At 59.7% G+C, this 23,107-nt stretch carries 21 protein-coding genes; 11 read left to right on the forward strand and 10 right to left on the reverse strand.

Features of this window, described 5'->3' with window-relative positions; all coding sequences use genetic code 11:
* Positions 1-13: 13 nt before the first annotated feature.
* The 3 genes from Q8L25_RS31405 to Q8L25_RS31415 are packed head-to-tail and all read right to left on the reverse strand — an operon-like array spanning position 14 to position 5,745.
* A complete protein-coding gene (locus Q8L25_RS31405; RefSeq protein ID WP_070221981.1) occupies positions 14-3,199 on the reverse strand; it encodes an efflux RND transporter permease subunit in 3,186 nt (1,061 codons plus the stop codon).
* Between the two features lie 36 nt (positions 3,200-3,235).
* Positions 3,236-4,486 (reverse strand): efflux RND transporter periplasmic adaptor subunit, encoded by a 1,251-nt coding sequence (locus Q8L25_RS31410; RefSeq protein ID WP_070289340.1) that lies wholly within the window; start codon positions 4,484-4,486, stop codon positions 3,236-3,238.
* 2 nt (positions 4,487-4,488) lie between these two features.
* On the reverse strand, positions 4,489-5,745 hold the full coding sequence (locus Q8L25_RS31415; RefSeq protein ID WP_139142991.1) for a TolC family protein: 1,257 nt from the start codon (positions 5,743-5,745) through the stop codon (positions 4,489-4,491).
* A gap of 60 nt (positions 5,746-5,805) precedes the next feature.
* On the opposite strand from Q8L25_RS31415, the gene Q8L25_RS31420 reads away from it, so the two are divergent.
* The 4 genes from Q8L25_RS31420 (at position 5,806) to Q8L25_RS31435 (ending at position 10,880) form a co-directional block, all read left to right on the forward strand.
* A complete protein-coding gene (locus tag Q8L25_RS31420) occupies positions 5,806-6,210 on the forward strand; it encodes a helix-turn-helix domain-containing protein (protein WP_070289366.1) in 405 nt (134 codons plus the stop codon).
* Between the two features lie 76 nt (positions 6,211-6,286).
* Positions 6,287-7,348: a cation transporter gene (locus tag Q8L25_RS31425; RefSeq protein WP_308925886.1), complete on the forward strand. Its 1,062-nt coding sequence runs from the start codon at positions 6,287-6,289 to the stop codon at positions 7,346-7,348.
* Positions 7,349-7,386: 38 nt separating this feature from the next.
* The gene (locus Q8L25_RS31430; RefSeq protein ID WP_308925887.1) at positions 7,387-10,356 is read left to right on the forward strand and encodes a Tn3 family transposase; all 2,970 of its coding nucleotides are present in this window, start codon (positions 7,387-7,389) and stop codon (positions 10,354-10,356) included.
* 119 nt (positions 10,357-10,475) lie between these two features.
* Positions 10,476-10,880, forward strand: coding sequence for an SOS response-associated peptidase family protein (locus tag Q8L25_RS31435; protein ID WP_308925888.1), 405 nt, complete (start codon positions 10,476-10,478; stop codon positions 10,878-10,880).
* Between the two features lie 134 nt (positions 10,881-11,014).
* On the opposite strand, the gene Q8L25_RS31440 is transcribed toward Q8L25_RS31435, so the two are convergent.
* The 3 genes from Q8L25_RS31440 to Q8L25_RS31450 form a co-directional block, all read right to left on the reverse strand.
* Complete coding sequence (locus tag Q8L25_RS31440; RefSeq protein WP_308925889.1) at positions 11,015-11,227, reverse strand: hypothetical protein; 213 nt, start codon at positions 11,225-11,227, stop codon at positions 11,015-11,017.
* Positions 11,228-11,241: 14 nt separating this feature from the next.
* A complete protein-coding gene (locus tag Q8L25_RS31445) occupies positions 11,242-11,511 on the reverse strand; it encodes a hypothetical protein (RefSeq protein ID WP_308925890.1) in 270 nt (89 codons plus the stop codon).
* A 494-nt stretch (positions 11,512-12,005) separates the two neighbouring features.
* The gene (locus tag Q8L25_RS31450; protein WP_308925891.1) at positions 12,006-12,878 is read right to left on the reverse strand and encodes a DNA-binding protein; all 873 of its coding nucleotides are present in this window, start codon (positions 12,876-12,878) and stop codon (positions 12,006-12,008) included.
* Positions 12,879-13,151: 273 nt separating this feature from the next.
* On the opposite strand from Q8L25_RS31450, the gene Q8L25_RS31455 reads away from it, so the two are divergent.
* A complete protein-coding gene (locus Q8L25_RS31455; RefSeq protein WP_308925892.1) occupies positions 13,152-13,412 on the forward strand; it encodes a hypothetical protein in 261 nt (86 codons plus the stop codon).
* 432 nt (positions 13,413-13,844) lie between these two features.
* On the opposite strand, the gene radC is transcribed toward Q8L25_RS31455, so the two are convergent.
* Together radC and Q8L25_RS31465 are read right to left on the reverse strand one after the other, a co-directional pair.
* On the reverse strand, positions 13,845-14,321 hold the full coding sequence (radC, locus tag Q8L25_RS31460) for a DNA repair protein RadC (RefSeq protein ID WP_374694336.1): 477 nt from the start codon (positions 14,319-14,321) through the stop codon (positions 13,845-13,847).
* A 926-nt stretch (positions 14,322-15,247) separates the two neighbouring features.
* On the reverse strand, positions 15,248-15,559 hold the full coding sequence (locus Q8L25_RS31465) for an H-NS histone family protein (RefSeq protein ID WP_308925894.1): 312 nt from the start codon (positions 15,557-15,559) through the stop codon (positions 15,248-15,250).
* A gap of 724 nt (positions 15,560-16,283) precedes the next feature.
* On the opposite strand from Q8L25_RS31465, the gene Q8L25_RS31470 reads away from it, so the two are divergent.
* The 5 genes from Q8L25_RS31470 (at position 16,284) to Q8L25_RS31490 (ending at position 19,423) form a co-directional block, all read left to right on the forward strand.
* Entirely contained in the window at positions 16,284-16,541 is a 258-nt protein-coding gene (locus Q8L25_RS31470; protein ID WP_308925895.1) for a hypothetical protein, read from the forward strand.
* A 1-nt stretch (position 16,542) separates the two neighbouring features.
* Positions 16,543-17,586 (forward strand): hypothetical protein, encoded by a 1,044-nt coding sequence (locus Q8L25_RS31475; protein WP_308925896.1) that lies wholly within the window; start codon positions 16,543-16,545, stop codon positions 17,584-17,586.
* A gap of 67 nt (positions 17,587-17,653) precedes the next feature.
* Positions 17,654-17,974, forward strand: coding sequence for a hypothetical protein (locus Q8L25_RS31480; protein WP_308925897.1), 321 nt, complete (start codon positions 17,654-17,656; stop codon positions 17,972-17,974).
* A complete protein-coding gene (locus Q8L25_RS31485) occupies positions 17,962-18,363 on the forward strand; it encodes a hypothetical protein (RefSeq protein WP_308925898.1) in 402 nt (133 codons plus the stop codon). The genes Q8L25_RS31480 and Q8L25_RS31485 overlap by 13 nt, the downstream gene beginning before the upstream one ends.
* A 55-nt stretch (positions 18,364-18,418) precedes the next feature.
* Positions 18,419-19,423 (forward strand): hypothetical protein, encoded by a 1,005-nt coding sequence (locus tag Q8L25_RS31490; protein ID WP_308925899.1) that lies wholly within the window; start codon positions 18,419-18,421, stop codon positions 19,421-19,423.
* A gap of 177 nt (positions 19,424-19,600) precedes the next feature.
* Here Q8L25_RS31490 and Q8L25_RS31495 read toward each other — a convergent pair whose 3' ends face one another.
* Entirely contained in the window at positions 19,601-20,899 is a 1,299-nt protein-coding gene (locus tag Q8L25_RS31495) for a type VI secretion system Vgr family protein (RefSeq protein ID WP_308925900.1), read from the reverse strand.
* Positions 20,900-21,842: 943 nt separating this feature from the next.
* On the opposite strand from Q8L25_RS31495, the gene Q8L25_RS31500 reads away from it, so the two are divergent.
* A complete protein-coding gene (locus tag Q8L25_RS31500; protein WP_308925901.1) occupies positions 21,843-22,064 on the forward strand; it encodes a hypothetical protein in 222 nt (73 codons plus the stop codon).
* A gap of 113 nt (positions 22,065-22,177) precedes the next feature.
* On the opposite strand, the gene Q8L25_RS31505 is transcribed toward Q8L25_RS31500, so the two are convergent.
* Positions 22,178-23,107: a hypothetical protein gene (locus tag Q8L25_RS31505; protein WP_308925902.1), complete on the reverse strand. Its 930-nt coding sequence runs from the start codon at positions 23,105-23,107 to the stop codon at positions 22,178-22,180.

The raw sequence follows: 23,107 nt of genomic DNA on the forward strand, positions 1-23,107 counted from the left end.
AGTTTCGTTCTCATCAGATTCCCTCGGCCAGGCTTTCCTCGGGACGCGCAAAGCGCCGGTACAGGGTAGGCAGCATAAACAGAGTCAAGATTGTGGCCGAAATCAGCCCGCCAATGACGACGATGGCCAAAGGCCGCTGGACCTCGGCGCCCGCGCCTGTCGCCAGGGCCATCGGCACGAATCCGAGCGAGGCAACCAGTGCCGTCATCAATACCGGCCGCAGTCGCCGCAACGCACCTTCGCGCACGGCCTGATCCCACGGCAGCGTTTTCGCCAGGTCGTCGATTGAGCCGGCCATCACCAGACCGTTTAGCACCGCCACACCGGATAGCGCGATAAAACCCACCGCCGCCGATATTGAAAACGGCAAGCCACAAATCCACAGCGCTGCGATACCACCGATCAGAGCAAGTGGCACTCCAGTGAACACCACAGCAGCGGCGCGCCATGAGCCTACGGCCGAGTAAAGCAACACTACGATAAGCGCGAAGCATGCTGGAACCACCACCGCCAAACGCAAGCGGGCACGCTCAAGATTTTCAAATTGTCCGCCCCATGTGAGCCATACGCCCGCAGGCACCCGCACGTCAGCGTTGATACTACCCTGGGCTTCCTTGACGACGCCGGCGATGTCGCGACCGCGCACGTTTGCCTGCACCACCACCCGGCGCTTGCCGTTTTCACGGCTGATCTGATTCGGGCCCTTGGCCGTGGCTAGTACCGCCACCGATCCCAACGGCACAAATTTTCCGCTCGGAGTCAGGACCGGCAGTTGGCGCAGCGCCTCCACATCGTTTCGTATCCCTTCACCCAGCTTCACCACGACATCGAAACGCCTGTCACCCTCGTAGATCGAACCGGCCTCGCGCCCGGCGACGGCCGCCGCCAAAGTGTCGTACACGTCCTGCGCAGTGAGCCCCACTCGCGCCATGGCGTCGCGATCAAGGCGCGCATCGAGTAGTGGTAGCCCTTGCACTTGCTCCACGCGCACATCCTCAGCACCCTCCACGGCACGCAGCTTCGTCGCGATCTGTTCCGCGGTCCGTACCATCACGTCGAAGTCGTCACCATAGACCTTAACGGCGATGTCACCGCGGACGCCAGCAAGCAGCTCGTTGAAGCGCATCTGGATCGGCTGCGTAAGTTCGTAGTTTTGACCAGGGATGCCCGCTACGGCATGCTCGATCTTCTCAACCAGTTCAGCCTTGCTCATCTTCGGCTTCGGCCACTCGGCCCGGTCCTTGACAATGACAAAGGTGTCCGTGATATTGGGCGGCATGGGATCTGCCGCCAGTTCGGCCGTCCCGGTTCTCGAAAATACCAGCTTTACCTCTGGTAGCTTCGCGACAGCCTTCTCCACTGCGAACTGCATGGCCTGGCTTTGATCGATGGAGGTTCCTGGAATGCGGGCCACCTGTAGCAGTACGTCTCCCTCATCGAGCGTCGGGAGGAATTCCTGGCCCAGGGTGGAAAACAGTCCAATGGCACCGGCAAAAGCGGCGACGGCGATCACGCCGATCAGCTTGGGCCGGGTCAGAGCCCGGTCCAGCCAAGGCGCGTAAGTCGACGATACGGCTTTCACCATCCTGTTTTCCTTCTCATCGACATGGCGGGAAAGCCATAGTGCGATTGCCGCTGGCACGAACGTCAGGGAGAGAATAAAGGCAAACAAGAGGGCGAGTATGACAGTCAATGCCATCGGCGCGAACATGCGGCCTTCAACGCCTTGAAAGGTCAGCAGCGGCACATACACGAGAATGATGATTGCTTGGCCGTAGACACTCGGCCTGATCATTTCGCGCGCTGCAGCCGCTACCGTTTCCAGCCGCTCGGACCTGGAAAGCACTTTGCCGAGAGAATGCTGTCGTTCCGCGATGCGGCGCAGCGCGTTTTCCACGATGATCACAGCGCCGTCGACAATCAGGCCAAAATCGAGCGCACCCAGACTCATGAGATTAGCCGATAAGCCTGCCTTGAGCATGCCGGCGGAGGTCAGCATCATGGTGACCGGGATGACCGCTGCGGCGATGAGTGCCGCGCGCAGATTCCCGAGAAGCGCAAACAGGACCACGATCACCAGCAACGCACCCTCGGTCAGATTGATCGCAACTGTCTTGATGGTCGCGTCAACGAGGCGGGTGCGATCGAGCACTGGCCGGATCAGCATGTCCGCAGGTAGCGAGCGTGCGATTTCCTTCAACCGCACGTCTACCGCAGCGGCGACCGTCCGGCTGTTCTGGCCGATGCGCATCACGGCAGTACCTACCACAACTTCTTGCCCGCCTTCTGACGCGGATCCAAACCGCACCTCCTGGCCGAGACCGACAGTGGCGACATGCGAAACCAGAACCGGCGTACCGCTCCGGGTAGTGATGACGGTCTTGGCCAATTCGTCTGTCGAAGTAATGCGCGCATCGGCCTTCACGGTAAGTGCCTCGCCGTTCTGGAAGACTACGCCAGCGCCGACACTGGTATTGTTGCGTTCAAGTGCTTCACCCAGCATCGATAAACTGATTCCCAGTGCCGCCAACCGTTGTGGATCGGGCGTGACCACATACTGTTTGACATAGCCGCCAATAACATCAACTCCGGCCAGTCCTTCGGTGTTTTTTAGCTGGGGCGCGACGATCCAGTCCTGTACCGTACGAAGATAGGTCGCCTTTTCAGCCGCGCTGCGCAGCACCTCGCCCTCGGGCGTGACATAACTGCCATCGGCCTGCAGGCCGGCACCTGAACCCGCCTTCGCGCCTGGCTTCGCCGCGAACTCGACGGTCCACATATAGACGTCTCCGAGACCGGTCGCGATCGGTCCCAGGCTTGCATTGGCGCCAGGGGGTAGCGATCGCTCGACGGCTCGCATTCGTTCGGCTATCTGCTGGCGCGCAAAATAGATGTCGGTCCCATCCTTGAATACGGTTGTCACCTGCGCGAAGCCATGCCTGGTCAGCGAGCGCGTAGATTCAAGTCCCGGGATGCCGGCGAACGCGGTTTCGATCGGGTACGTTACCTGGCGCTCGACATCGGCTGGCGAGAGGGCTGGTACCACGACGTTGATTTGGACCTGCGTATTAGTGATGTCCGGTACTGCGTCGATGGGAAGGCGGGTTAGCGCAACAGCACCGATGATCGACAGCAGAATCGTCACGATGAGTACATGCCACCGGCGAGCGACAGAAAAATTGACGATGCGTGAAATCATGGTTGGAAATCCTCGGAATGTTCTGGGATGAGGAAATTAGTCATCGTCGCCAGCCTCACCTTTGCCGTGCTCGGCCTTCAACAGATAGGTATTGCTCACGGCGATCTGTTCGTTTCCCTTCAAGCCGGACAAAACCTTCACATAGCCAGCTGCGGCAGCGCCCAGAACGACGTGTTTGATCGCGAACCCATCCTTCGCGCGAACAAACACGCTCGGCTTGTCCTCGACGGTTTGTACCGCTGTGCGTGGGATTGCAAGCTGGCCGCCATCGGCTTTGCCCGAAAGAGCGATGGAGGCGCGCGCGGTTTCTCCGATGCGCCAGGTGCCGCGCTCATTGGGCAGCATCGCGATTGCGCGCACTTGGCGCGTTGTTGGATCGAGAATTCGCGACATACTGGTGATGCGGGCCGATCCGGAACGGCCATCCGTTGAGACATCCACGGTCGCGCCAACTGCTACACGCGCCGCGTCATCCGGCGATAGGGACAGCTCGACGGACAGTTTGTTAAGATCGGCGACCTCGAACAAATGCGCGTTCGGTTCGACAATATCGCCGAGCGCAATCTGACGGGCCGTGACATTGCCCTTGATGGGCGAGCGCAACATCAGGCGGTTCAGCTGGCCACCTCCCGCGCCGCCCGCGGCGGACAACTGCTGCTCGGCCAAGCGCAAGCGGGTCCCCGCTTCTTGCGCCGAGGTACGCGCTACTTCGAACTCTTGGCGGGAAGTGACTTTTTCTCCGTACAGGCGTTCTTCCCGCTTGAAGGTTGCCTGGCCTAGTTCATATTGGCGTTTCGCAATCTCGATGTCGGCGCGCAGCTGGGCAATGTCGCGGCTTTCGATAACAGCAAGCACGTCGCCGCGACCGACTGCTTCACCGAGATTGCGCCGCACTTCGACCACCCGCCCGCCGACGGAGCTGGACACAACGGCCGCCTGCTTGGGATCGGCGGCGATAACGGCCGGGGCCTCAATGGCGCCAGCGAAGGATTGCCGTACCGGCGCAACGTCGATTCCCGCTGCTCGAATTTGCTGATCAGAAAGCGTGACAAAATCTTCTTTGCCCTCCGACTCGCCTTCTTTCTCTTCGCTTCCGCCGCTCTCCTTAGCCTCGCTCTTGGCATCGGACTTGGCTTCCTTCTCCTCTTGCTTTTCGTCCTTATCGTTTTTCTTGTCGTCACTCTGAGCCACGACCGAATCTTTCGGCTTCGCCGCTTCAGGCTTGGGCGAGCACGCGCTCAACAGAATTATGGCGGCGCACAGGCCCGATCGAAATACCGCTTGCATGGTCAGTCCTTATAAATTGGAGAAGTGGAACCTTGTAGCCGCGCCAGACGCGCACGCGCAGTGTGCAATGCCGTCAGTGCATCTACAGATGCCTGGCGAGTCTCGGCCAACGAACGCTCGGCCTCGATCAGTTCGAGTTGGGGGAATTTACCTTCGCGGTAGCCGAGCCGTGCGATACGTGCCGCTTCCTCCGCAGCGGCCAAGGCGGGACCGTTCGCCGCGCGCGCCGCCTCAACGGCATCAGCAACCTCGGCGTTTGCCTGTTCCATGGACTGGTCAAATGCCAGCCCAGCGGCACGGCGCGTTGCTACAGCTCGATCGTATTCAGCCCGCGTGCGTGATAAAACGGCTGTACCCGGATTGAACAGTGGGAGGGGGATTGACAGACCGATTACAGCCGCCTTATCGGAAGTTTCTCCAAAGCGGCGCATGCCGGCGGTGAGTGTAACGTCGGGAACGCGGTCGCTCCTGGCCGCGACAATGCGGGCAGCGGCAGCGGCGACCTCGGCATCAGCAGCCACAATTGCCAGTCCCGCACCTGAAGCGGCAGGTACGTCACTACGTTCAACATGCTCAAACCAGGGCGATGCGATTGCAAATGGCTTTGCGACGCCCGTCAGCCGTACCACATTGGACCGAGCCAACTCGACTGCGCGTACTGCCTTGCCCAGGCGGACCTCCGCATTAATGCGCAGGACATCAGCGCGTTGCTCTTCTATTGGAGACGCTTTACCCGCTCGCACCCGTTCTCGTGCCGCATGGAAGGCGCGCTCGGCCAGCTCGTGACTCGTTTTAGCGATCTGCGCGTGCCGCTCGCTTGCGGCAAGGCTAACGAAAGCTTCGGTTACCTGCAGCGTCAAGTCGGCTTGCGACGCTTTGGCGCCAATCCCAGCAGCAATGCTTTCAGCCCGCGCCACGCCGACCCTGGCTTGACGCTTACCGCCCAGTTCCAAGGGTATCGAAAATGAAACGGTTTTTTCACCGCCGCCGAAACCGGTGTAGCGGCCTGAACCCATGACGTTTTCAGCTTCTACCGACAGCGTTGGGTTGGGCCGCAGGCCGGATAGTTGCACGTTGGCCTCGGCTGCACGCACGGCAGCATCCGCCCCCTGGAGAGCGGGCGCCTGAAGCCGCGCCTTCGCCACGGCGTCTCCCAATCTGAGGGCAGTACCATTCTCGACGACCGATTGCGCCACAGCGGTCGTAGCCAGCACAGTGGCAACAATGAAGAAAGAAATCCGGATACGCATAGGTTCCATGGCTTGACGGGATGGCAAAGAGTCTTTATAAACCTTAATGTCACTTTAAGGTCAAGCGCCATGTCACCTACTTTTACGATTGGCCAACTGGCCAGCGCAGCCGAGATACCGGCTGCCACGATTCGCTATTACGAAAAAATAGGACTGCTCGCGTCGCCGTCCCGCTCGGGGAGCAATTATCGGCAGTATGGGAATGACGACCTCGACCGCCTTACCTTTGTACGGCGTGCGCGTGACATCGGTTTTACGATTGACCAGGTCCGGAGCCTGCTATCTTTTTCCGACCAGCAGAATGGCGACTGCTGTACGGTGACTGCGCTGACCGAGAACCATCTTGCCGTAGTGGAACAAAAGATTGCCGATTTGCTCCTCTTGAAGGACCGACTCACTAGTCTCTTGGCCTCCTGCAAGGGCGGCCTGGTTTCCGATTGCCGGATTATCGACGCTCTGACACCTCGCCAATAATCGATGCTTACAGTGCTTGACGTTAAAGCTGCTTGAACGTTTAACCTGAGCGGATTCAACTCGAAAGTACATCACCATGACGCCAGATCCAACTTCCGCTCCTGTCACCTTGGAAACCGATTTATTCGTGTCCAAGATGGACTGCCCATCCGAAGAGAATTTGATCCGGATGGCCTTGGGGAGCGTCCCGGATATTGACCGCATGGCGTTCGATTTGAACACGCGCACGGTAACGGTGTTCCATCGCGGTGCTCCAGGAACGCTGGTCGATGCGCTGCTGCCTTTGGGACTGGGCGTCGAACTGCGCCAGTCGCGCCCTGCAGCCGCCCGAGCAACACGGACGACCAGCACGCTGGGGATTCCCAAGATGGATTGCCCGTCAGAAGAGAACATGATCCGCATGGCGCTCTCCGACATAGAAGGTATCAAGTCGCTCAACTTCGATATCGAACAGCGACAGCTCCACGTGACGCATACCGGCACCATCGATCCCATCCTCTCGAAGCTCATTCCCTTACAGTTTGGTGCGTATCTGATCAGTGCGGCGCCAGCAGCCCCCGAAGATGGTGCCGACGCTGACAAGGCGGGTAACGAGTCAGAGGCGAAAGTCCTTCGCTTGCTCCTCGCGATCAATGGCGCCATGTTTGTACTCGAATTGGTGTGGGGCCTTATTGCTCAATCGGCGGGCTTGGTAGCCGACTCGCTGGATATGTTCGCCGACGCCGCCGTCTATGGCCTTGCGTTGTACGCCGTGGGCCGGGCCGCATCGCTCAAGACGCGCGCAGCGCATGTTGCTGGTTGGCTGCAGATGGCGCTTGCGCTCGGGGCGCTTGGAGAGGTCGTGCGGCGCACCCTGCTTGGTAGCGACCCGGAATCCGGCTTGATGATGGGCGTCGGCGCGCTCGCGCTGGCGGCGAACGTCGCGTGCCTGGTGTTGATCGCAAAAAAGCGGGATCGCGGCGCCCATATGAAGGCAAGCTATATATTCTCCGCCAATGACGTCATTGCGAACATCGGCGTGATTGTCGCGGGCGCACTCGTCGCCTGGACTGGCTCCCATTATCCTGATTTAGTGATCGGCACGGTCATCGGCATCATCGTATTAAATGGGGCGCGTCGAATTCTAAAGCTGAAATAAATGGGGCGCCTCGCTGCTAGTTAATCGAAGGGACTTGCTTGACCAGTATTCATGAAACGGCCTATCCGCGGTTCAAGCCGGAGCTGACCCACCGCGAGCTGGCAGATGTCTACACGCCGAGCGACGAGGAACTTCGATTCGCACGCAGAACAGGGCGTACAGCTCCCGCGCGGCTGTATATCATGCTGTTACTAAAAGCAGTGCAGCGGCTGGGCTACTTTCCCATGCTGGCGGACATTCCCGCGCCAATCGTTTCCTTCCTGTCGAAATCGACACACAACCGTTCCATTCCAGCCCGCGATATCGCCCTCGAGGAGCGATCGGATTCGCGCCAGCGCTTTATGGAGGCCATCCGGAGCTATTTGGGCATCCGCCCCGTTACAGCCGACACGGACAGCGCGATTCAATCGGCGGCAACCGAGGCGGCGCAGACAAAGCAGGAATTAGCCGACATCATCAACGTCGTCATCGAGGAATTGATCCGGCAACGTTTCGAGCTGCCGGCGTTTAGCACCTTGAACCGGAAAGCGCAGAAAGTGCGAAACCAGGTCAACGACCGCTTTTTCCGCTCGCTGGCCGAACCCCTCGCGGCGGCCGTCATCGAGAGATTTGACGCCATGCTGGCGAGCGCACCGCAACAGTCGCTCACCGGGTGGCAGCAACTGAAGCTGGAGCCGAAGAAGCCGACCAACACGGAAGTGCGCCAGTACCTCGAACACATAGGCTGGCTCAAAAGCTGGTCTAGCGAACTGCCGGCGGTCGATCACATTCCTGTCGTCAAGCGCAGCCAATATATCCATGAGGCGCGGGCCTTGGATGCCGCGGACATGAAGTCGACGCAGCCCAACAAGCGCTATGTGCTGATGGTCCTGCTGTTTCACGCCCAGCTGTGCAAGGCGCTGGACGATGCGGTGGGCATGTTCATCCGTAAGCTTCGAAAAATCCACACCGGCGCCGAGCTTGCGCTCCAGCAATACTATCTCGAACATCAAAAGCGCGCCGAGAAACTGATCGCCCAGCTGCGTGACGTACTCGAAGCGTTTCAGGAAGGCGAGACCGACGCGGAGCGCGGCACACGCATCGCGGCAGCCTTTCATGACGATCCGGGAAGCCTGCTGATCGAGTGTGATGAGCATATCGCCTATGCGGGCAATAACTACTTGCCGTTCATGTTGGCTCCCTACCAGACGCAGCGGCCTTTGCTGCTCAACTGTCTGGGCCTGCTGAACCTGGAGTCCACGTCCGCAGACCTGTCGCTCATCGCCGCCATCCGCTTTGTGCTGGCCAACCGCCAAAGCCATAGAGACTGTATTTCGATTGCCGGCGCGAACATCAACCTCAAATGGATCCCGGAAAAATGGCGCCGGCTGATCACTGGCCAGCGGTCAGGCGGCGCGCCGGTTACCGAGGTCAACCGCAAGTATTTCGAGCTGTGCGTGTTGACCGAGGCGATGCAGGAATTGCAGTCGGGGGATCTGTACGTCGCCAACAGTGACCAGTACAGCGACTACCGGGTGCAACTGATCGACTGGGACTCCTATCAGGCCCAAGTGGCCGACTATGGCGCCATGCTCGGTTTTCCGACGGAGCCGAAGGAGTTTGCTGCCGGGCTCAAAAAGTGGCTGGGCGAAACTGCCAGCCGCGTCGACGCCGGCCTGCCTGAAAACGAGCATGTCGAACTGCTCGGTACCGAACTGGTCCTGCGCAAGCATGCCAAGGACGACAAGCCGGCCGCGCTCGAGCAGATCGACAAGCTGCTGACCGCCCGCCTGCCGGAAAAGAACATTCTCGATATCCTTGTCGAGTCCGAGGGCTGGCTCAATCTCCATAAGCACTTTGGACCCTTGTCCGGGTTCGACTCGAAGATCGACGATCCGCGCAAACGCTTCATCACGACATTGTTCTGCTATGGCTGCAATCTCGGCGCCACGCAGACAGCGCGCTCCGTCAAAGACCTGAGCCGCAAGCAAGTAGCCTGGCTAAACCTGCATCACGTGACCGAGGAGCGGCTGGAGAAAGCGACGGTGCAGGTCATCAACGCCTATAACAAGTTCTTACTGCCAAAATACTGGGGTAGTGGAAAAAGCGCTTCGGCCGACGGCACCAAGTGGAATATGTATGAGCAGAACTTGCTGTCGGAATATCATATCCGCTATGGAGGCTATGGAGGAATCGGCTACTACCATGTGTCTGACATGTATATCGCGCTGTTCAGCCATTTCATTCCATGCGGGGTTTACGAGGCGATCTATATCCTGGACGGCCTGATTAAGAACGAGTCGGACGTCCAGCCCGACACGCTGCACGGGGACACGCATGCCCAGAGCGCGCCGGTGTTTGGCCTGGCCTACTTACTTGGGATCAATCTCATGCCGCGCATCCGCAGCCTGAAGAAACTGATTTTCTTCAAGCCGGATCGGGGCGTGCGCTACGAGCATATTAATGGGCTCTTTAGCGAAGCCATCAACTGGGACCTGATCGAAACGCATCTTCCCGACATGTTGCGCATTGCACTTTCCATCAAGGCCGGCATGATCACGCCCTCGACAATCTTGCGCCGCCTTGGAACGGCGAGCCGGAAGAATAAGCTGTACTTCGCGTTCCGGGAACTGGGGCGCGTTGTACGTACAGAATTCCTGCTGAAATATATTGGTGACGTCGAGCTGCGCAGGACAATTCAGGCTGCGACCAACAAGAGTGAGGAATTCAACCAGTTCATTAAGTGGTTATTTTTTGGTAACCAGGGGCTCATTGCAGAAAACGTACGGCACGAGCAACGCAAGGTCGTCAAATACAACCAATTGGTCGCCAATCTCGCGATCCTTCATAACGTGGAGGCGATGACCGGTGTCTTGAAAGAGATGCAGGGGGAGGGCTTGCCCATTGACGAGGCGATTCTTGCCGGCTTGGCGCCGTACCGGACCGAACATATCAACCGCTATGGAGATTACACGTTGGATCTGGAGCGAGTTGTACCGCCGATGAATTTCTCCACGAAAATTCTTTAAATTCAGAGGCTTGTATCAGATTGTGCGGAATTTTACGTGAATCCCGGCCACCCCTCAATAACTGGCGGTAGACGGGGACGAAGCCGCTCTGTTCCGTGATGCGCAGCTTGCAGCTATAGGTGCCGACGAGGGCCTTCTACGAACCGAACTATGAAAGCGGCAAGCCGGTGCGCTGGGGCATTGGCATGGCCGACCAGTCGATGTTCGCTGTTGGCAGCCTGTGGAGTGAATGGGATGGCGAGGCCGGGCCGGAGTATTCATTCACGCAGTTGACCATCAACACAGACAAGCATCCGTTAATGCGCCGCTTCCATAAGCCAAGTGACGAAAAGCGCGCCTTGGCGATCGTGCCGCAGAGCGAGTGGGACGACTGGCTCAGTGGCTCGGATCCAGAATACGCGCGCGGTTTGCTACGGTACTACCCTGCAGAACAGATGCGCGCCTGGGAATTTCCGGTGCCGCCGCGCGCCAAGAAATCCGAACCGGTCAAGCCGGCGTCGGACACTCAGATGGGCTTGCTATGACCTTTGAACTAAATGACGGCCGCCCTCCGGAAGGCAACCAGGTAGATGCCTTGGTCGAGGCCGCTTTAAAGGGCTGTTCTTGGCGTATAGCCATCAAGCATTTCGCGCACTCGTTAATCATATTTAAAAACGGTTTATACGGATTTCCTTGGTCGCGGTGCTGGAGAGCTGCCGTCCGGCTCGGGCGGCAGCGATTCTGGAATGTCCCACCCCATATGGCGCATCGCGTGCGCCGGCACGGATGTCGTTGCGGCTTCCAAAGCCGCAGCACGTTGCGCATCCGTCAAGGCATTCCAGGCCTCGATAGAACGTAGAATCTTCGCTTCAACCGCCTCAGTTTGGTTCACGGCATTTCCCCTTTTTATCGTGGTACGTAGCCATTGACGGCCAGAGCTGCGCCGATTGATTCAATGCCAGAGATCATCTGGTAGGCGCACCTCTGGCGTTCATCGTGCGGTAGATGTGCTTCTGTGAAGTCGTAGAAAGTGTCGAAGGTCGAGCGCTTGGCAAATTGCGCCAGTTGCAGCGCAACATCCGGGCGCAGCTCAATGGTGATGCTGACGGGCGTATCCGCTGCCGCCTCGGCGGTGGTACGGCATGCGGTTCGTACTTCCGTCTGGAATCCATTCATGATTTAGTCCTCCACGACCAGGCACCATGCCTGGCCCTCTCACTAGCAAGGCCCGCTCAAGGCGGGCCGTGTGTGCTGCTGGGTGTTTGTCTTCGAGCGTTTAACACTCGTGCTGCCTGGCGGCGAATGCGGCCGGCGATGCGCGTCGGGTTCTGGCTGACCTGGCGCCAGTCGTCATGCCATCAGGCGATGGCACGAGTGGCTGTCGCAGTGTCCGGCGCAGTCGTCCCCGCGTCAAAATCAGCGCTCAACTCGCGCCCCATTGTGCACCCTGCCCTTCGCCTATGGCCGATCGAAGGCACGCTCAACGATATTCAATTGCCTGGTCCGGTCGCATACTCTATCCTTGCCTTCATTGAGTTTCCCGACGGATCCGCTTGACAACACTTCGGACTTGGCCAGCCACTTCACGCTGATGTTAATCTCTTTGGAGATCATCGAACAGGCATTCTTCCGCGGCGCTGCGACACCTCGGCGCCGGTCGTCTATGGCAATTACTTCAGCTGGCCACGCAGTGCATCCACGTGACCTTTCCACTCGGCCTCGGCTTCGCGCGCCTTTGCCGCTATGACACGCGCCTGCTGCGCTTCGTCTTTCGCGACACTTAGCTCGGCGGAGACCAGCTCGAAGCGGCCTTGTGCCGCCTCGACCCGGGCTGCGGCTTTGCCCAGCTCCTGTGAAAGCGCTTCTACCTGTCCCAGCAGTTTTTCACTGCGTAGCTTCTCTTCCATGACGCGCTCTGCGTACGCGTCGCGCTGCGCGGCTGATACGCTGGCCTGCCGCTCCGACTCGACCTGGCGCACACGCATTTGTTCCAGTTGCTGCAGGGTCACGGCGTGGCTCGCCTCCAGTTTTTCGACCTGCTCCAGCTGCAACTGCGCCCTTGCCAGGGCGATGTGCAGCTGATCCGCGTCGGCCCGTTGCTGGGCCTCACCGGCCTTGGCAGCCGCCATGTCCTCCTGCAGTTGCTGCAACTGGCCTTTCGTTTCTGCCACGCTGTCGAGCAGCTTGCCATTGACATCATCGAGCTGGGCGTTCTCGTCGGCCAGCTGTTCATTCTCGCGCACCAAGTCACTGATCGTTTCGGATGCCACTTCGAGTTTTTCGCGCAGCTCCTGCTGGGCGCGCGATACCTCGATGCCGAGATTGTCCTGCAACGTTTTCTGCAGGGCGGTTGTCAGGGTCACCGCTGTTGCCGCTTCTGGATTGCTCCCCTCCCACACGCGCAGCATTGCTTGGATCGTACCGGTGCTGCCAGCGCCATGCTCGGCACGAATCAGGCGCGTGCTTGGACGCTTGCCTTGGGCGCGCAACCGGGCACAAAGGACGTTGACGTCCTCTTGGGTGATCTTTCCTTGCTGTGCCATGATCTTTACTTTCTATCGAAACAAAATTTAAAACGTTACGTTACGCTTTGAATTTTATGTTATGTTTCACCTTTTGTCTATTTAATTATTCGACTGTCGTTTGGAATTGGAGCATATGTAGCATCAGATGCTCGGATGGGAGGGCTTCGCATTAGAATCCAGGCCGGCGCTTTGCACGGGCCACAGCGGATCTTACGGATCGCTGGCGCTTGCAAAGCCAGCGGCTGGTTCGGCCGACCTGGCCAGCACCCCGTTACCAAGGTCAAGCTGCACATGGGCCACTTCGCCTTCATGCGCAGCGTTCTCGAAGGCCTCGCCCTGAGGCAACGCCGTCAACACCATATGTTGATGCACGGCGCGGTCTCCAAGGTCCACCCTGTACGCCGGCTGTGCGCCAATGTCACCGGTATCGCACGTAGTCACAATCGACACGGCCTGGCGAGCCTGCTGGACCTCGACATCTTCCAGATCTCGCACTTGGTGCCGCAGTTGCCGCGGCAGTCCTATGAAACGTTCGCGATCGAGCAGGACTAGAGGATTTTTACTGTCGCCGAGCGGCTGCGCGCCTACCAAAGCGGAGCTTGGCGCTCCCTCACGTCGACAGCTGGTCAGGGCGCGTCTGATAACCCGCCAGTTGGCGCGCCCGCGCTGGTCGAACCCATCAATGGCACCGGCGCAGGCTGGCACTTCAACCCGCACGGCATCGGCACCGGCAAGGCGGCGCGCGCCGTACGCTGGCGGTGCGGTGGGGGCCGATACCAAGCTGCCGATCGGTAACATAGTCGATAAGCCGAGCCGACAACGTGGTGGCCGGCATGCGCGCCATGACCGTGCTTGACATCTTTTCCGCTCTTTGAGCGAAGGCGGATAGGTGGTGGCAACCCGTTCGCTGCAATGGCGGCGCCGCGCGCCGGGACAGCCGCAGCGCCGCCGGACGGCCCGGCTCCCGACATCGCTTGGTGGCGATCAGATCAGGCCATTCTCGGCAAAGGAACACGTGCGCGTTCCGGCCACGATGATGTGGTCCAGTACCCGCACGTCGACCAGAGCCAGCGCCTGGATCAGCGTGCGCGTCAGCAGTTGATCCGCCTCGCTCGGGTCCGGCATGCCCGAAGGGTGGTTATGCACCAGAATGCACGAGGCCGCATTCAGGCGCAGGCCAGCTTTGACGACTTCCCGGGGATAGACGGAACAATGCGTCAAGGTGCCATAGAACAGGATTTCATGGTCGATTAAACGGTTTCGCACATCCATCCATAACACTGAGAAAATCTCACGATCACTGGTGCCGAATTGGCAGATCAGATATGCCTTCACCTGATTGGGCGACGACAGCTTGATCCCCTCCGCCTTCATCCGGCTGCGCAGGATATCGATAGCCTGGGCAATAACGGCGTCCTCGCACGCCACCTCGCCTGCCTTATGACGTTTCGCTGCAGCCATGATTGTCCCCTTCTGAAGTTGTTCTGAGAAAAGAGGTCGCATCGGATCCTCTTGCTCGAACTTCCTCGTCCCCTCCCTTGGGAGGGCGGAGGGAGGGGGACTTTGTTTCAGGCAGCGAGAAACAGGGCCGCTGTCTCTGCCCCGTTCCTTCGTTTATCCCCAAGCAAGCCCCCCTCGCTTGGCCTGGGGGGCGCTTGCTTGGGGATGCTGGAACGGGGTACCGCGGCCCGTGCTGCCATCGTCGGGGTTGGCCGGGAGCGGCCGGCTGTAGAGCGCAAGCGGCGGCGCAAGGGCGGTGACAGCCGGGTTTCGGGCTGGCGCCGCCCTTGAAAGCACCCGGCCCCTGGACCTGGCGCGGCCGGCTTTACAGCGCAAGCGGCGGCGCAACCGGCGTGACAGCCGGGCTGTTCGGCTGGCGCGGCGGTTGAAAGCGCCTGTCCATCAATTCAGGTCCTATGGGTGTATGCTACCCTGCCGGCGCTGGACAACGTCACCAATGTCGAGCGACACTTTCGTCGCGCTGGAGCGCCGCGGGAGGCCGCTAGGCGGAGCCCGCAGGGCCGAGCGCCGGCCATATGGAACTCGGTTCACAAGAGACCGGGGTTTCGGCGCAGGGTGAGCGTCCGCTTAGCGATGACGTGCATGATAGAGGTGTAGGAAGCTTGGCGGCGACCAAGGCAGAGGCGAAAGCAGCCAGGCGCGGACGCTGGTTTGACCAGGTAACAATACCACCTTGGGATTTTCCAAAAACTATTCCATCACGCACCCGTTTCCGGCGCGCCGCCGGCCGTCTACAGATCGAGTTTTCTTGGATTCGATCAGGTCGTGCTGGCCAGTTGTCTCAGCGCTTTGCCGATAAAGCACGAAGGGCAAGCACACCACGCCGGCTGGAAGTCGTGCGGGTGGTGTGTATGAAATGGAGTAAATTAAACCTTTGCTTCGTCGATCGTTTTACCCGATTCAACCCATTCCTTTACCCATTTTGGCTGACGGCCACGGCCGCTCCACTGCAAAGTCGAATCGTTAGGATGGCGGTATTTAACCGCGACCGTTTGCTTGACCTTCACGGGAGCACCACTGCCGACCAGGTCTTTGACTGATACACCGACTCGCTTGGCAATTTCAAGAATTTGCGTACGGGCATCGGCAATATCTTTTTGCTCTGTCATCTTCAACTGCTTTGTTATCCGATCCTGCAATTCACGCAGTTCGGCGATAGATAATTTCTCAATATTCATGTGGGGAACTTTCCTGATGGTGATGTAGCTGACAAGTTACCACAATTGGCCTGCGCCTCACCGTATTTGCTATGTGTACATACCAGCACGATTTACAACAGGAAGCCGACTTTCGCGCGCGAAAAGGCAAGCGAGCAGAAAAGGGGTATCAGTTGAATGAAATAGGCACGCAGTGGCGATGGCCGCGTGTACCCGGCGTTTTTTTCCTTCACTCATTTGCTGCCATCCTTTCACGGCGAATCGCCCCGCCCTCCGCACCCGACGACGAACCGATGTAATGGACAATCCTGTCCTACAACAAAGCAGGCGCAGTCGATCCAAATACCGGCCATCTCCAATTCATCATGCGCCCCTAACTGGTTCAGGCCCTGCTTGCCACGCGCTTGTCGTGACCATTACCACGCTGTCGGCTTGCACTCGCATGCCGGCGAGCGTCTGGGCTCGGCACGCGGGCCTTCCGGCTCAGCCAACAACCGCGCCTGACCGACCCTGATCCGTTTCCTCGCCCGCGCACCAGCCAGGTTGCGGTCGTCGTAACTTGCTGGCACGGATGAACCAAACCATGGTCTTATCGAGAAAAATATACATACAGAAACTTATAGCACTGGTACAATTACCTTACCGCACTGCTACAGCAACACATTCTCATAGGTGGAATTTTCTTAGAGTCATTTTCTAGACTGCTACTTTATTGTCGCAATAGTTCATCCAGAAAGCCCGATCCATGCCAATTTCAGCAGAAGCCCTTGCCGACCAGATTGCCCAACACATGCGGCGACACAACCGCGACGTGGTGACCCTGCGCTGGTCAGATTTTTATGTCTTGTGCGAGCGCGAACGGCTGAAGTCGGGTTTCTACACGGCCCTGGCAAAAGGCTTGGCCAAGTCGAGCGTGTTGTTCGTGCAAGGGACATCGACGGTGGTGTTTGTCAAAGATTTCGATTTCGCGCCGTACGGCGATCGGCACTTTTCGGGGAAATGAGATGAGTATTCAGGAGCGTCAGATCCAGCAGGGCGCCGCCGGCAGCGCAGTAGCGGCAGCGCAGCTGCAAGCGGTCGAGCACCTGCTGTCGCGCCCTAACAACGGCGATGTGGATGCGCATTTCACGTTGGGGTCCATGTACGCCGGCGCCGTGGACGGCGACGGGATGGTACCGCAAAAAAATCAGGCGCTGGCGTGTGTCCACTTTCGGGCAGCGGCTGCCGGTGGCCACGTCGAAGCGCGTCTGGCAGCGGCGAAGCTGTTCGCTACCAGGGGCATCGCAGGCCTTGATGTCGACTTGACGCAAGCGTGGAAGCTGGTCAGGCGCGCAACGCAGTTGGGCTCGAAGGACGCGCAGCGGATCATGACGAGCTGTTATCTGGACAAAGGTAATCTGGAGCGTTTACTTGCGGCCGTGCAGTTTTCGTCCGCGTTCCCGAGGTTGCAGCCCGGGACCATGCCAGGCAGTGTGAAGCAGGCACCGGCAGATTTTCCGGAAGGTGGTTTTGCACGCCATCCGGGCCAGGCAAAGTCGTATTCGCTCGAACGCACCAGCTGGTTCGATCAGGATACGTTTCCAGCAAGGCCAGGTGCGTATGAACGCCTGCACGAGGACGTCATCGAATTCGCCTATTGGGATGGTCACCGGTGGTCGCAGTCCGGCAGCGTGGCGGAAGACGTTGCTCGGGTGCCTGGGGCGCGCGCGGCGGGCGCCTCACGGCAGCACGTACGCTGGCGCGGCCTGCGGCATAGCCCGGATATGCCGCACGTCGCGGTGGCGCCAGCGCCTGGCCCACTGCGCGCAGAGCTGGAAATTGATGGCTACGTTGGACACCATGAACAAGGCTCGCCGCAGATCCGGCAGGTCCACGTGGCAAAGACGACCCGCGCCAGGGATGGCGGCTTTCTGACCATGTGTGGCCACATGGCCCGGCCGGGACAGGCGCTGCGTCTGTGGTCCGATGCGCAGGGGCTGAAGATCGTCGATGGCCACCAGCCGACATTATGTGCGGTGTGTCTCAAGCTAACCTTCGAGCTGACCTGATGCCAGCCTGTCACGCTAGCCTTTGGCCCGGTGCGACGCAGCTGGTGCGTTCATCGGTGACCAACCGATGAAAGTGCGCGCCAACCCGTCAGCGGCAGGCGTTGGTCAGCGCGTTTGCCTGACTGCCGATCCGCGCAGCGTGCACAGTTTCCTGGCCGGATACGACGATGGTCGCGCCGCGCTGTGGCAGCGCTTCGAGCACGCATATGCGTCCCGGGCAATGGTGCCGGATGCCGAGGCGACCAGCACCGCATTCGCACATTTTGAAATGGCGGCGTACCTGGCTACGCGTAGTTTGCCGTGGGCGTGGCGCCCGTGTGCCACGCGCTGGCTGATGGGCGCCAGGCTGCACCTGGCGACACTGGGAGTGACAACATGGATGATCTGAGCGAATTCGACTGGGGCGGCAGCGGGCATCTGGCGAAGGAAGTAGACGGCGAGACGGTCTGGAGTGGCAGCGTCATGGCCTGTCTGTATTTCGACAAACGGATCAACCACCGCAATGCCTACAACGACTTTCCCTGCCGCGTCACGTTCCGGCCGGGCGAGCTGGAAATTGCGTACAACTACGATGGTTCGCTGCGGGCCAGCGAGCACCCGGACATGGTCTACCGCGGCAAGGAAAACGGGCCAGGCCACTACTACCTCTGGAACGGCAGGAACGGCGCTGGCAAAGGCAATGCGCGGATGCACCTGGCCAAAGCGAATGTGCTCGAAGGCTCATGGGAAGAAGACGGGCTGCGTGGCATGTGGATGGTCATCCTGCGACGCGGCTAGTCCTGCCGCATCCCCCACCTGAGCACCAGAGCAACCCATCACTCAAGGATATTCCATGCGCAAGACCGAATCGAATGCCACCACCATGTTCCGCTCGAAGGGGCTGACACGCAAGAACATGACCTTTGTCGGCGATGTGTTCATCGACGGCGACCTCAATAGCGCCGGCCTGCTATTCATCGGAGGCAATCTGACGGTTTCCGGGTCGTGCCATTTGAACGAGCTGATTTGTCTGGGCGATATCACTGTCGAGGGCAACCTCAGCTGTGGCGACATCCGGATGCGCGGGATATTGTCGTGCAAGGGTAATCTGGCGGCATACGATTTGTTCGTCACGAATGATCTGCAGGAGTTGCGCTACTGGGATGGCGCCACGCGCCGCGAACAGGTCCTGCTGGCATTTGGAGAAGCGCGCAGTGAGTCGTATGAACAAAGCGACATTTTCACCAGCGGAAATTCAGTCGTGGTCGGCGGATGGTTCGATGTAGACGATTTTGACATTCAGGGCGGCGTGTCGATTGGCGGCGATGCCATCAATGTCGATGGCCAGATTCGCGGCATGCTCGACTGCGGCGGCACACTCTCAGGCGAGGGGCTGTGGGTAGCCGGCTACGCCTATGTCGCTCAGTCGATCCACGTTACCGGTAAGCTGATCGCAGCAAACCTCACGTGTCGCGGCAGCTGCGTGGCCGGATCGATCCAGGTGGATGAAGACCTCGACGTCGCGCAGGCTATCGTTAGTGACGGGGACATCGAGGTCGGCGGCCATCTCCGGTCGGATAACAGGATCCAGGCGCGTGGCCTGGTCCGGGCCGGCAAAAGTGTCCAGTCAGCATCCTCGATCTTTGCGCTCAAGGGGGTGCGGGCGGGCCGCAGCTACGGCATTTACGCCGGCCTCGATGTCCCGGAGGAACACAAGGCAGCGCATGGGTTCATTGCCTGCCGCACCACGCCGGATGGCATCAAGGCCGGGGTCCATGTCAAGGGCAAGCGCTTCAGGCAGTTGAAGGAACGCCAGCTGGTCAGTTGGCCGGCATCGGACCGCTCGGACGGTGTATAGGCACCAGGCTCGGAAAGCCGATCTCATGCCTGCCGCAGCCGCCGGGTTGAGCCGCGGCCGCAAGCAGCACGCGCGAATGGAGTTCGAAGCCGCCCTCTTCCCGGCGCCGTGGGACGCCAAAATCGGACCAAATCGAGCTTGGTATACGACTTTTCCGGATTCTGTGTTCTGCGCTGTCTACGGCGAGCTCTTGTCGTCGAAGGTGCCCAGACGGTCCCATTGGAACTGCACCTTGACCCGGCCGTAGCCGTCGGTATGGATTTCCTCGCCGGGCGGGCCGACCACGGTGGCCGTTTGCACCCCGTCGATGCGCACCTGATGGCTGTGAAAATGGCGGCCCGGGCGCCATGGCGTGTCGCGCGGCAGGCAGGTAAAACTGTTGCTGTAGTGCGAGGTGGCCTGGCGGCCCTGCTGGTAGTTATTGCTGGCGTGATGGTGCACGGAAACGATCAGATATTCGGTGGCCGCCTTGCCGGCGCCGCCATCGAAATGGCCGCTGAGGGTGAACCAGCGGCCGGGCTGGGCCGTGCGATCGTTGCCTTGCGCCTGGTATAACTGGCCCTGGGCGTCGATCTCCTCCATGCGGCGTTTGGCCAGCAGCTCGCCATCGTCGATATTTTTAAAGCCGTAGCTGCCGGTGTTTTCATACACTTCCAGCTGCGGCACGGCGCCTTGCCGGTTCAGCGAGTCGCCGCTGGCGCGGGCGCTGCGCGGGTTCTTGAAGTTGAAACTGGCGACCGTCATCTTGCCGGGCGCCATGCGCCGCACCGGGCTCCAGTCGTGCACGCCATCGTCTTCCAGACTGCCGGCCTGGTGCTGGAAGGGCATGCTGCTGAGCTCGCCATCGATGGACTGGCCGCTCGTCGTATCGTCAGACAGCCACAGGGTATGGCCGTCGCGCCGGTGTTCATAGCGGTAGTGCCAGCCCAGTTGCTCCCAGTGGCGGTGCAGCAGGTTGTGGTCGCTTTCGCGGTACTGGCAGATGTATGTGATGAGCGGGTCGGGGCCGCCGGCGGCCAGCTTGTAGTCGCGCATCAGGTAGTCGTTGAAGACCAGTTCCGTCAGGTCCGCCACGGTCTTGCCGTGGAAGGCCACGTTGTTGTGGCGCAGGCGCAAATGGCTGAGCCAGGGTTCCAGCACCATCTCGTAAAAGGCGAAGCCGCCGTCGGTGCGCAGGAAGCGGAACTCGAACACATGGCCATTGAAGTAGCGCAAGCTGCCGTCTTCGCGCACCAGTTCGATGCTGACCATCTTGCCCATCAGCGCCGTCAGCGGGATGGAGGCGTTATCGGACAGCACTTCCACCACATAGGAAAAATCGCGCGACAGGCTTTCACTGCCGTCGAGCGCATTGGCCAGCAGCAGGGCGCCGGCGGGCGCGTCGCCTTGCGGAAAGTGCAGGCGCAGCAATCGGTCGCCCTGCATGTCGCCGAGCAGCGCAGCCAGTGCGATTGAGTCGCCGTCGAAGAAGTTCATGAAGTTCCCGTTGCCATTGCATGGTGGTAGCAACGACTTTAGCGAGCAGATCAGAAAGAGTCTGCGCCAACACAACAGTTCGCCACGGGACACTCGACAGTGGCGTTCGCTGCTCAGCCCTTCACCCTGCGGTGATTGCCGCCTTGCTCCCGTCCCGCGGCGCCAGCGCTCAACACTGCGGCGTTTTGAAGGCCTGCCGAAGCGGCGTACTTCGCATCCGCCATCTTGTCGTGATCAACTGGCTCAACACGACGATTTATCGATGGGCGGCGTGGTCAGAGCTTTCGGTATCCTAGAAGGACAAGCAACTGTCTAGCTCGGCGATCGCACTTAAACGCGCAATACCTTGATTCCGGCCGTGGCCATTGATGCCCGCGCTCGGAATTTTGCAAGCACGTTGCCAGCACGCTCACCACCAACCCGAGCGCTAACCCACACTAGAAGGAGACAGGCTCGTTAGAGTCTCGCGTATCAGTGAGACACGGCCGGTCGGCTTTTCGCAGTGGCAGCCGTCGGATTCAGCGCGCTTGTCTACTATCCTCGCGCTCCCCTCCTCGCCTTCCCTCTTGCCCAGTTTGCATCGCGCTATACCCATGAGCTATCCGCCCAGTGTTCCGGGCAGACAGAGGAGTTCACGTACCGCCAGGTTCGGGTTGGACAATCTCTGAAGTGCTTGGGAGTAATACGCCATCTCCCATGGCGCATGGCTGCCATTTGGAAAACCCACCAGAGGAAAGGTTGTCTTGCGCGCGGCAAACTCATCCAAGGGAGCTTGCCCCGCAAAGTCGTGACGGTAAGGTTGAAGAGAAACGGGAGCCGATGAAACTAGTCTTGAAGAAAGGACGAAACGCGTGCCAAAACAGCCCGAAAGGCTAAAGCCATTTGCCTGCACTCAGTGAGCACCACCACCGCTCACTCCCCCAATCGTTAAGGAGAACACCCTATGCATCAGAACCAAAACCATTCGACCGCCGTCCAGATGCTGGATAACGCCTATCGTGCCTGGAAGTGGCATCGCATGTCGGAAAGCATGGCAGTAGCTTTTCTGCACTCCGACATCGGCATATTGCTGATCAATAAGCTCAAACTTGCCTTTCATTTCGCTCTGTCCAGCGATAATGTGACCCTGGGTTTGAGCCTGCTGGGAAAAATCATCGCCGGGTAACGTCCATCGCTCAAGCGGTGCGGCCGCGCCAAGGCAAGCATGGCCGGTGTTGGTGATGCCGAGAATTTGTCGACAGCATCCACAACGGCATTGTTTCCTGATTTTCGGCTTGTCTACGCTACTCCCCCACCGTGCAGCTGGCTCTGCACATGACTGACGACCGCCATCACCAAGCCGGCAACGTCCAGCTGCTCGCGCACGCGCTCTTCATCGTCCTCGCCATCCAAGCCCAACTTGAAGCGCGCCGCCGCAATCGGCCCGTTGCGCAGATACCCTTCCACGCCGTCGCCATCGCAAAAACGGTTTTGCAGAGCATCCAAGGCGTCCAGAATGGCTTGGTCGTGTGCGCCTGAGCGGTAGCGCTTGACGATCTCGTCGCCGACCTGCTCCGGCGTGCCGGCGTAGCGCATCACGTGTACCAGGTCACCGGCGTCCTTGTTCTCGGCGCGCTGGTCGAATGCGATGGCCTTCAAGATGAGGAAGGACGTCACATCGGCGTAGCGAACCAATTCGGTCGACATGCCTGCCCCGTCGAACAATTCGGCCGTGACCCTGCGTTCGCAGTACCAATCATGTACCACGCCCGCATGTCGAATGCCGAGCGCCGACACTTTTTCCCCCTCGATCGGCGTGAGCCGGCCTTCCTGGGAGGGGTCAGCGGCGTCATGCAGGAACTCGACCACGACACTTTCATGCGCCGAGATCCTGTGCTCCCACTGCCAGCTGCTCGGTCCAGTGGCGCCGGGCTTGCGATAACGGCGAAAGCCACGCTGTTTCAACTGCTCGCCCAAGGATGCATAGCCCTCGCCTTCGGCGATCACCTGCAGATTGAAGACAATATCGACGTCCGTCGTGCCCGCATGGGCCGGCACGTCTGGCGGCATCTCCGGTGTCAGGTAACGTGGCACCAGGCCACCCACCAGTCGGATGGAATCTTTCATGGTGCCGAACGCCGACAACAAGGTGACCAGAACCCGCTCGCACGCCAGCGTCTGTGCGCTGTCGTAACCGTCGGCTGTTTTTGGTTTTTCCGCTGTGGCCAT

Source organism: Janthinobacterium sp. J1-1 (genome assembly GCF_030944405.1).
Lineage (GTDB): Bacteria > Pseudomonadota > Gammaproteobacteria > Burkholderiales > Burkholderiaceae_D > Janthinobacterium.

Excerpts from the sequence above, each read along its gene's own strand:
- Q8L25_RS31425 (WP_308925886.1), top strand. The coding sequence starts at position 6,287 with ATGACGCCAGATCCAACTTCCGCTCCTGTCACCTTGGAAACCGATTTA.
- Q8L25_RS31470 (WP_308925895.1), top strand. The coding sequence starts at position 16,284 with ATGCCAATTTCAGCAGAAGCCCTTGCCGACCAGATTGCCCAACACATG.
- radC (WP_374694336.1), bottom strand. The coding sequence starts at position 14,321 with ATGGCTGCAGCGAAACGTCATAAGGCAGGCGAGGTGGCGTGCGAGGAC.
- Q8L25_RS31455 (WP_308925892.1), top strand. The coding sequence starts at position 13,152 with ATGGGCCACTTCGCCTTCATGCGCAGCGTTCTCGAAGGCCTCGCCCTG.
- Q8L25_RS31465 (WP_308925894.1), bottom strand. The coding sequence starts at position 15,559 with ATGAATATTGAGAAATTATCTATCGCCGAACTGCGTGAATTGCAGGAT.
- Q8L25_RS31410 (WP_070289340.1), bottom strand. The coding sequence starts at position 4,486 with ATGCAAGCGGTATTTCGATCGGGCCTGTGCGCCGCCATAATTCTGTTG.
- Q8L25_RS31420 (WP_070289366.1), top strand. The coding sequence starts at position 5,806 with ATGTCACCTACTTTTACGATTGGCCAACTGGCCAGCGCAGCCGAGATA.
- Q8L25_RS31445 (WP_308925890.1), bottom strand. The coding sequence starts at position 11,511 with ATGAATGGATTCCAGACGGAAGTACGAACCGCATGCCGTACCACCGCC.
- Q8L25_RS31490 (WP_308925899.1), top strand. The coding sequence starts at position 18,419 with ATGCGCAAGACCGAATCGAATGCCACCACCATGTTCCGCTCGAAGGGG.
- Q8L25_RS31485 (WP_308925898.1), top strand. The coding sequence starts at position 17,962 with ATGGATGATCTGAGCGAATTCGACTGGGGCGGCAGCGGGCATCTGGCG.
- Q8L25_RS31495 (WP_308925900.1), bottom strand. The coding sequence starts at position 20,899 with ATGAACTTCTTCGACGGCGACTCAATCGCACTGGCTGCGCTGCTCGGC.
- Q8L25_RS31450 (WP_308925891.1), bottom strand. The coding sequence starts at position 12,878 with ATGGCACAGCAAGGAAAGATCACCCAAGAGGACGTCAACGTCCTTTGT.
- Q8L25_RS31415 (WP_139142991.1), bottom strand. The coding sequence starts at position 5,745 with ATGGAACCTATGCGTATCCGGATTTCTTTCTTCATTGTTGCCACTGTG.
- Q8L25_RS31505 (WP_308925902.1), bottom strand. The coding sequence starts at position 23,107 with ATGGCCACAGCGGAAAAACCAAAAACAGCCGACGGTTACGACAGCGCA.
- Q8L25_RS31475 (WP_308925896.1), top strand. The coding sequence starts at position 16,543 with ATGAGTATTCAGGAGCGTCAGATCCAGCAGGGCGCCGCCGGCAGCGCA.
- Q8L25_RS31500 (WP_308925901.1), top strand. The coding sequence starts at position 21,843 with ATGCATCAGAACCAAAACCATTCGACCGCCGTCCAGATGCTGGATAAC.
- Q8L25_RS31405 (WP_070221981.1), bottom strand. The coding sequence starts at position 3,199 with ATGATTTCACGCATCGTCAATTTTTCTGTCGCTCGCCGGTGGCATGTA.
- Q8L25_RS31480 (WP_308925897.1), top strand. The coding sequence starts at position 17,654 with ATGAAAGTGCGCGCCAACCCGTCAGCGGCAGGCGTTGGTCAGCGCGTT.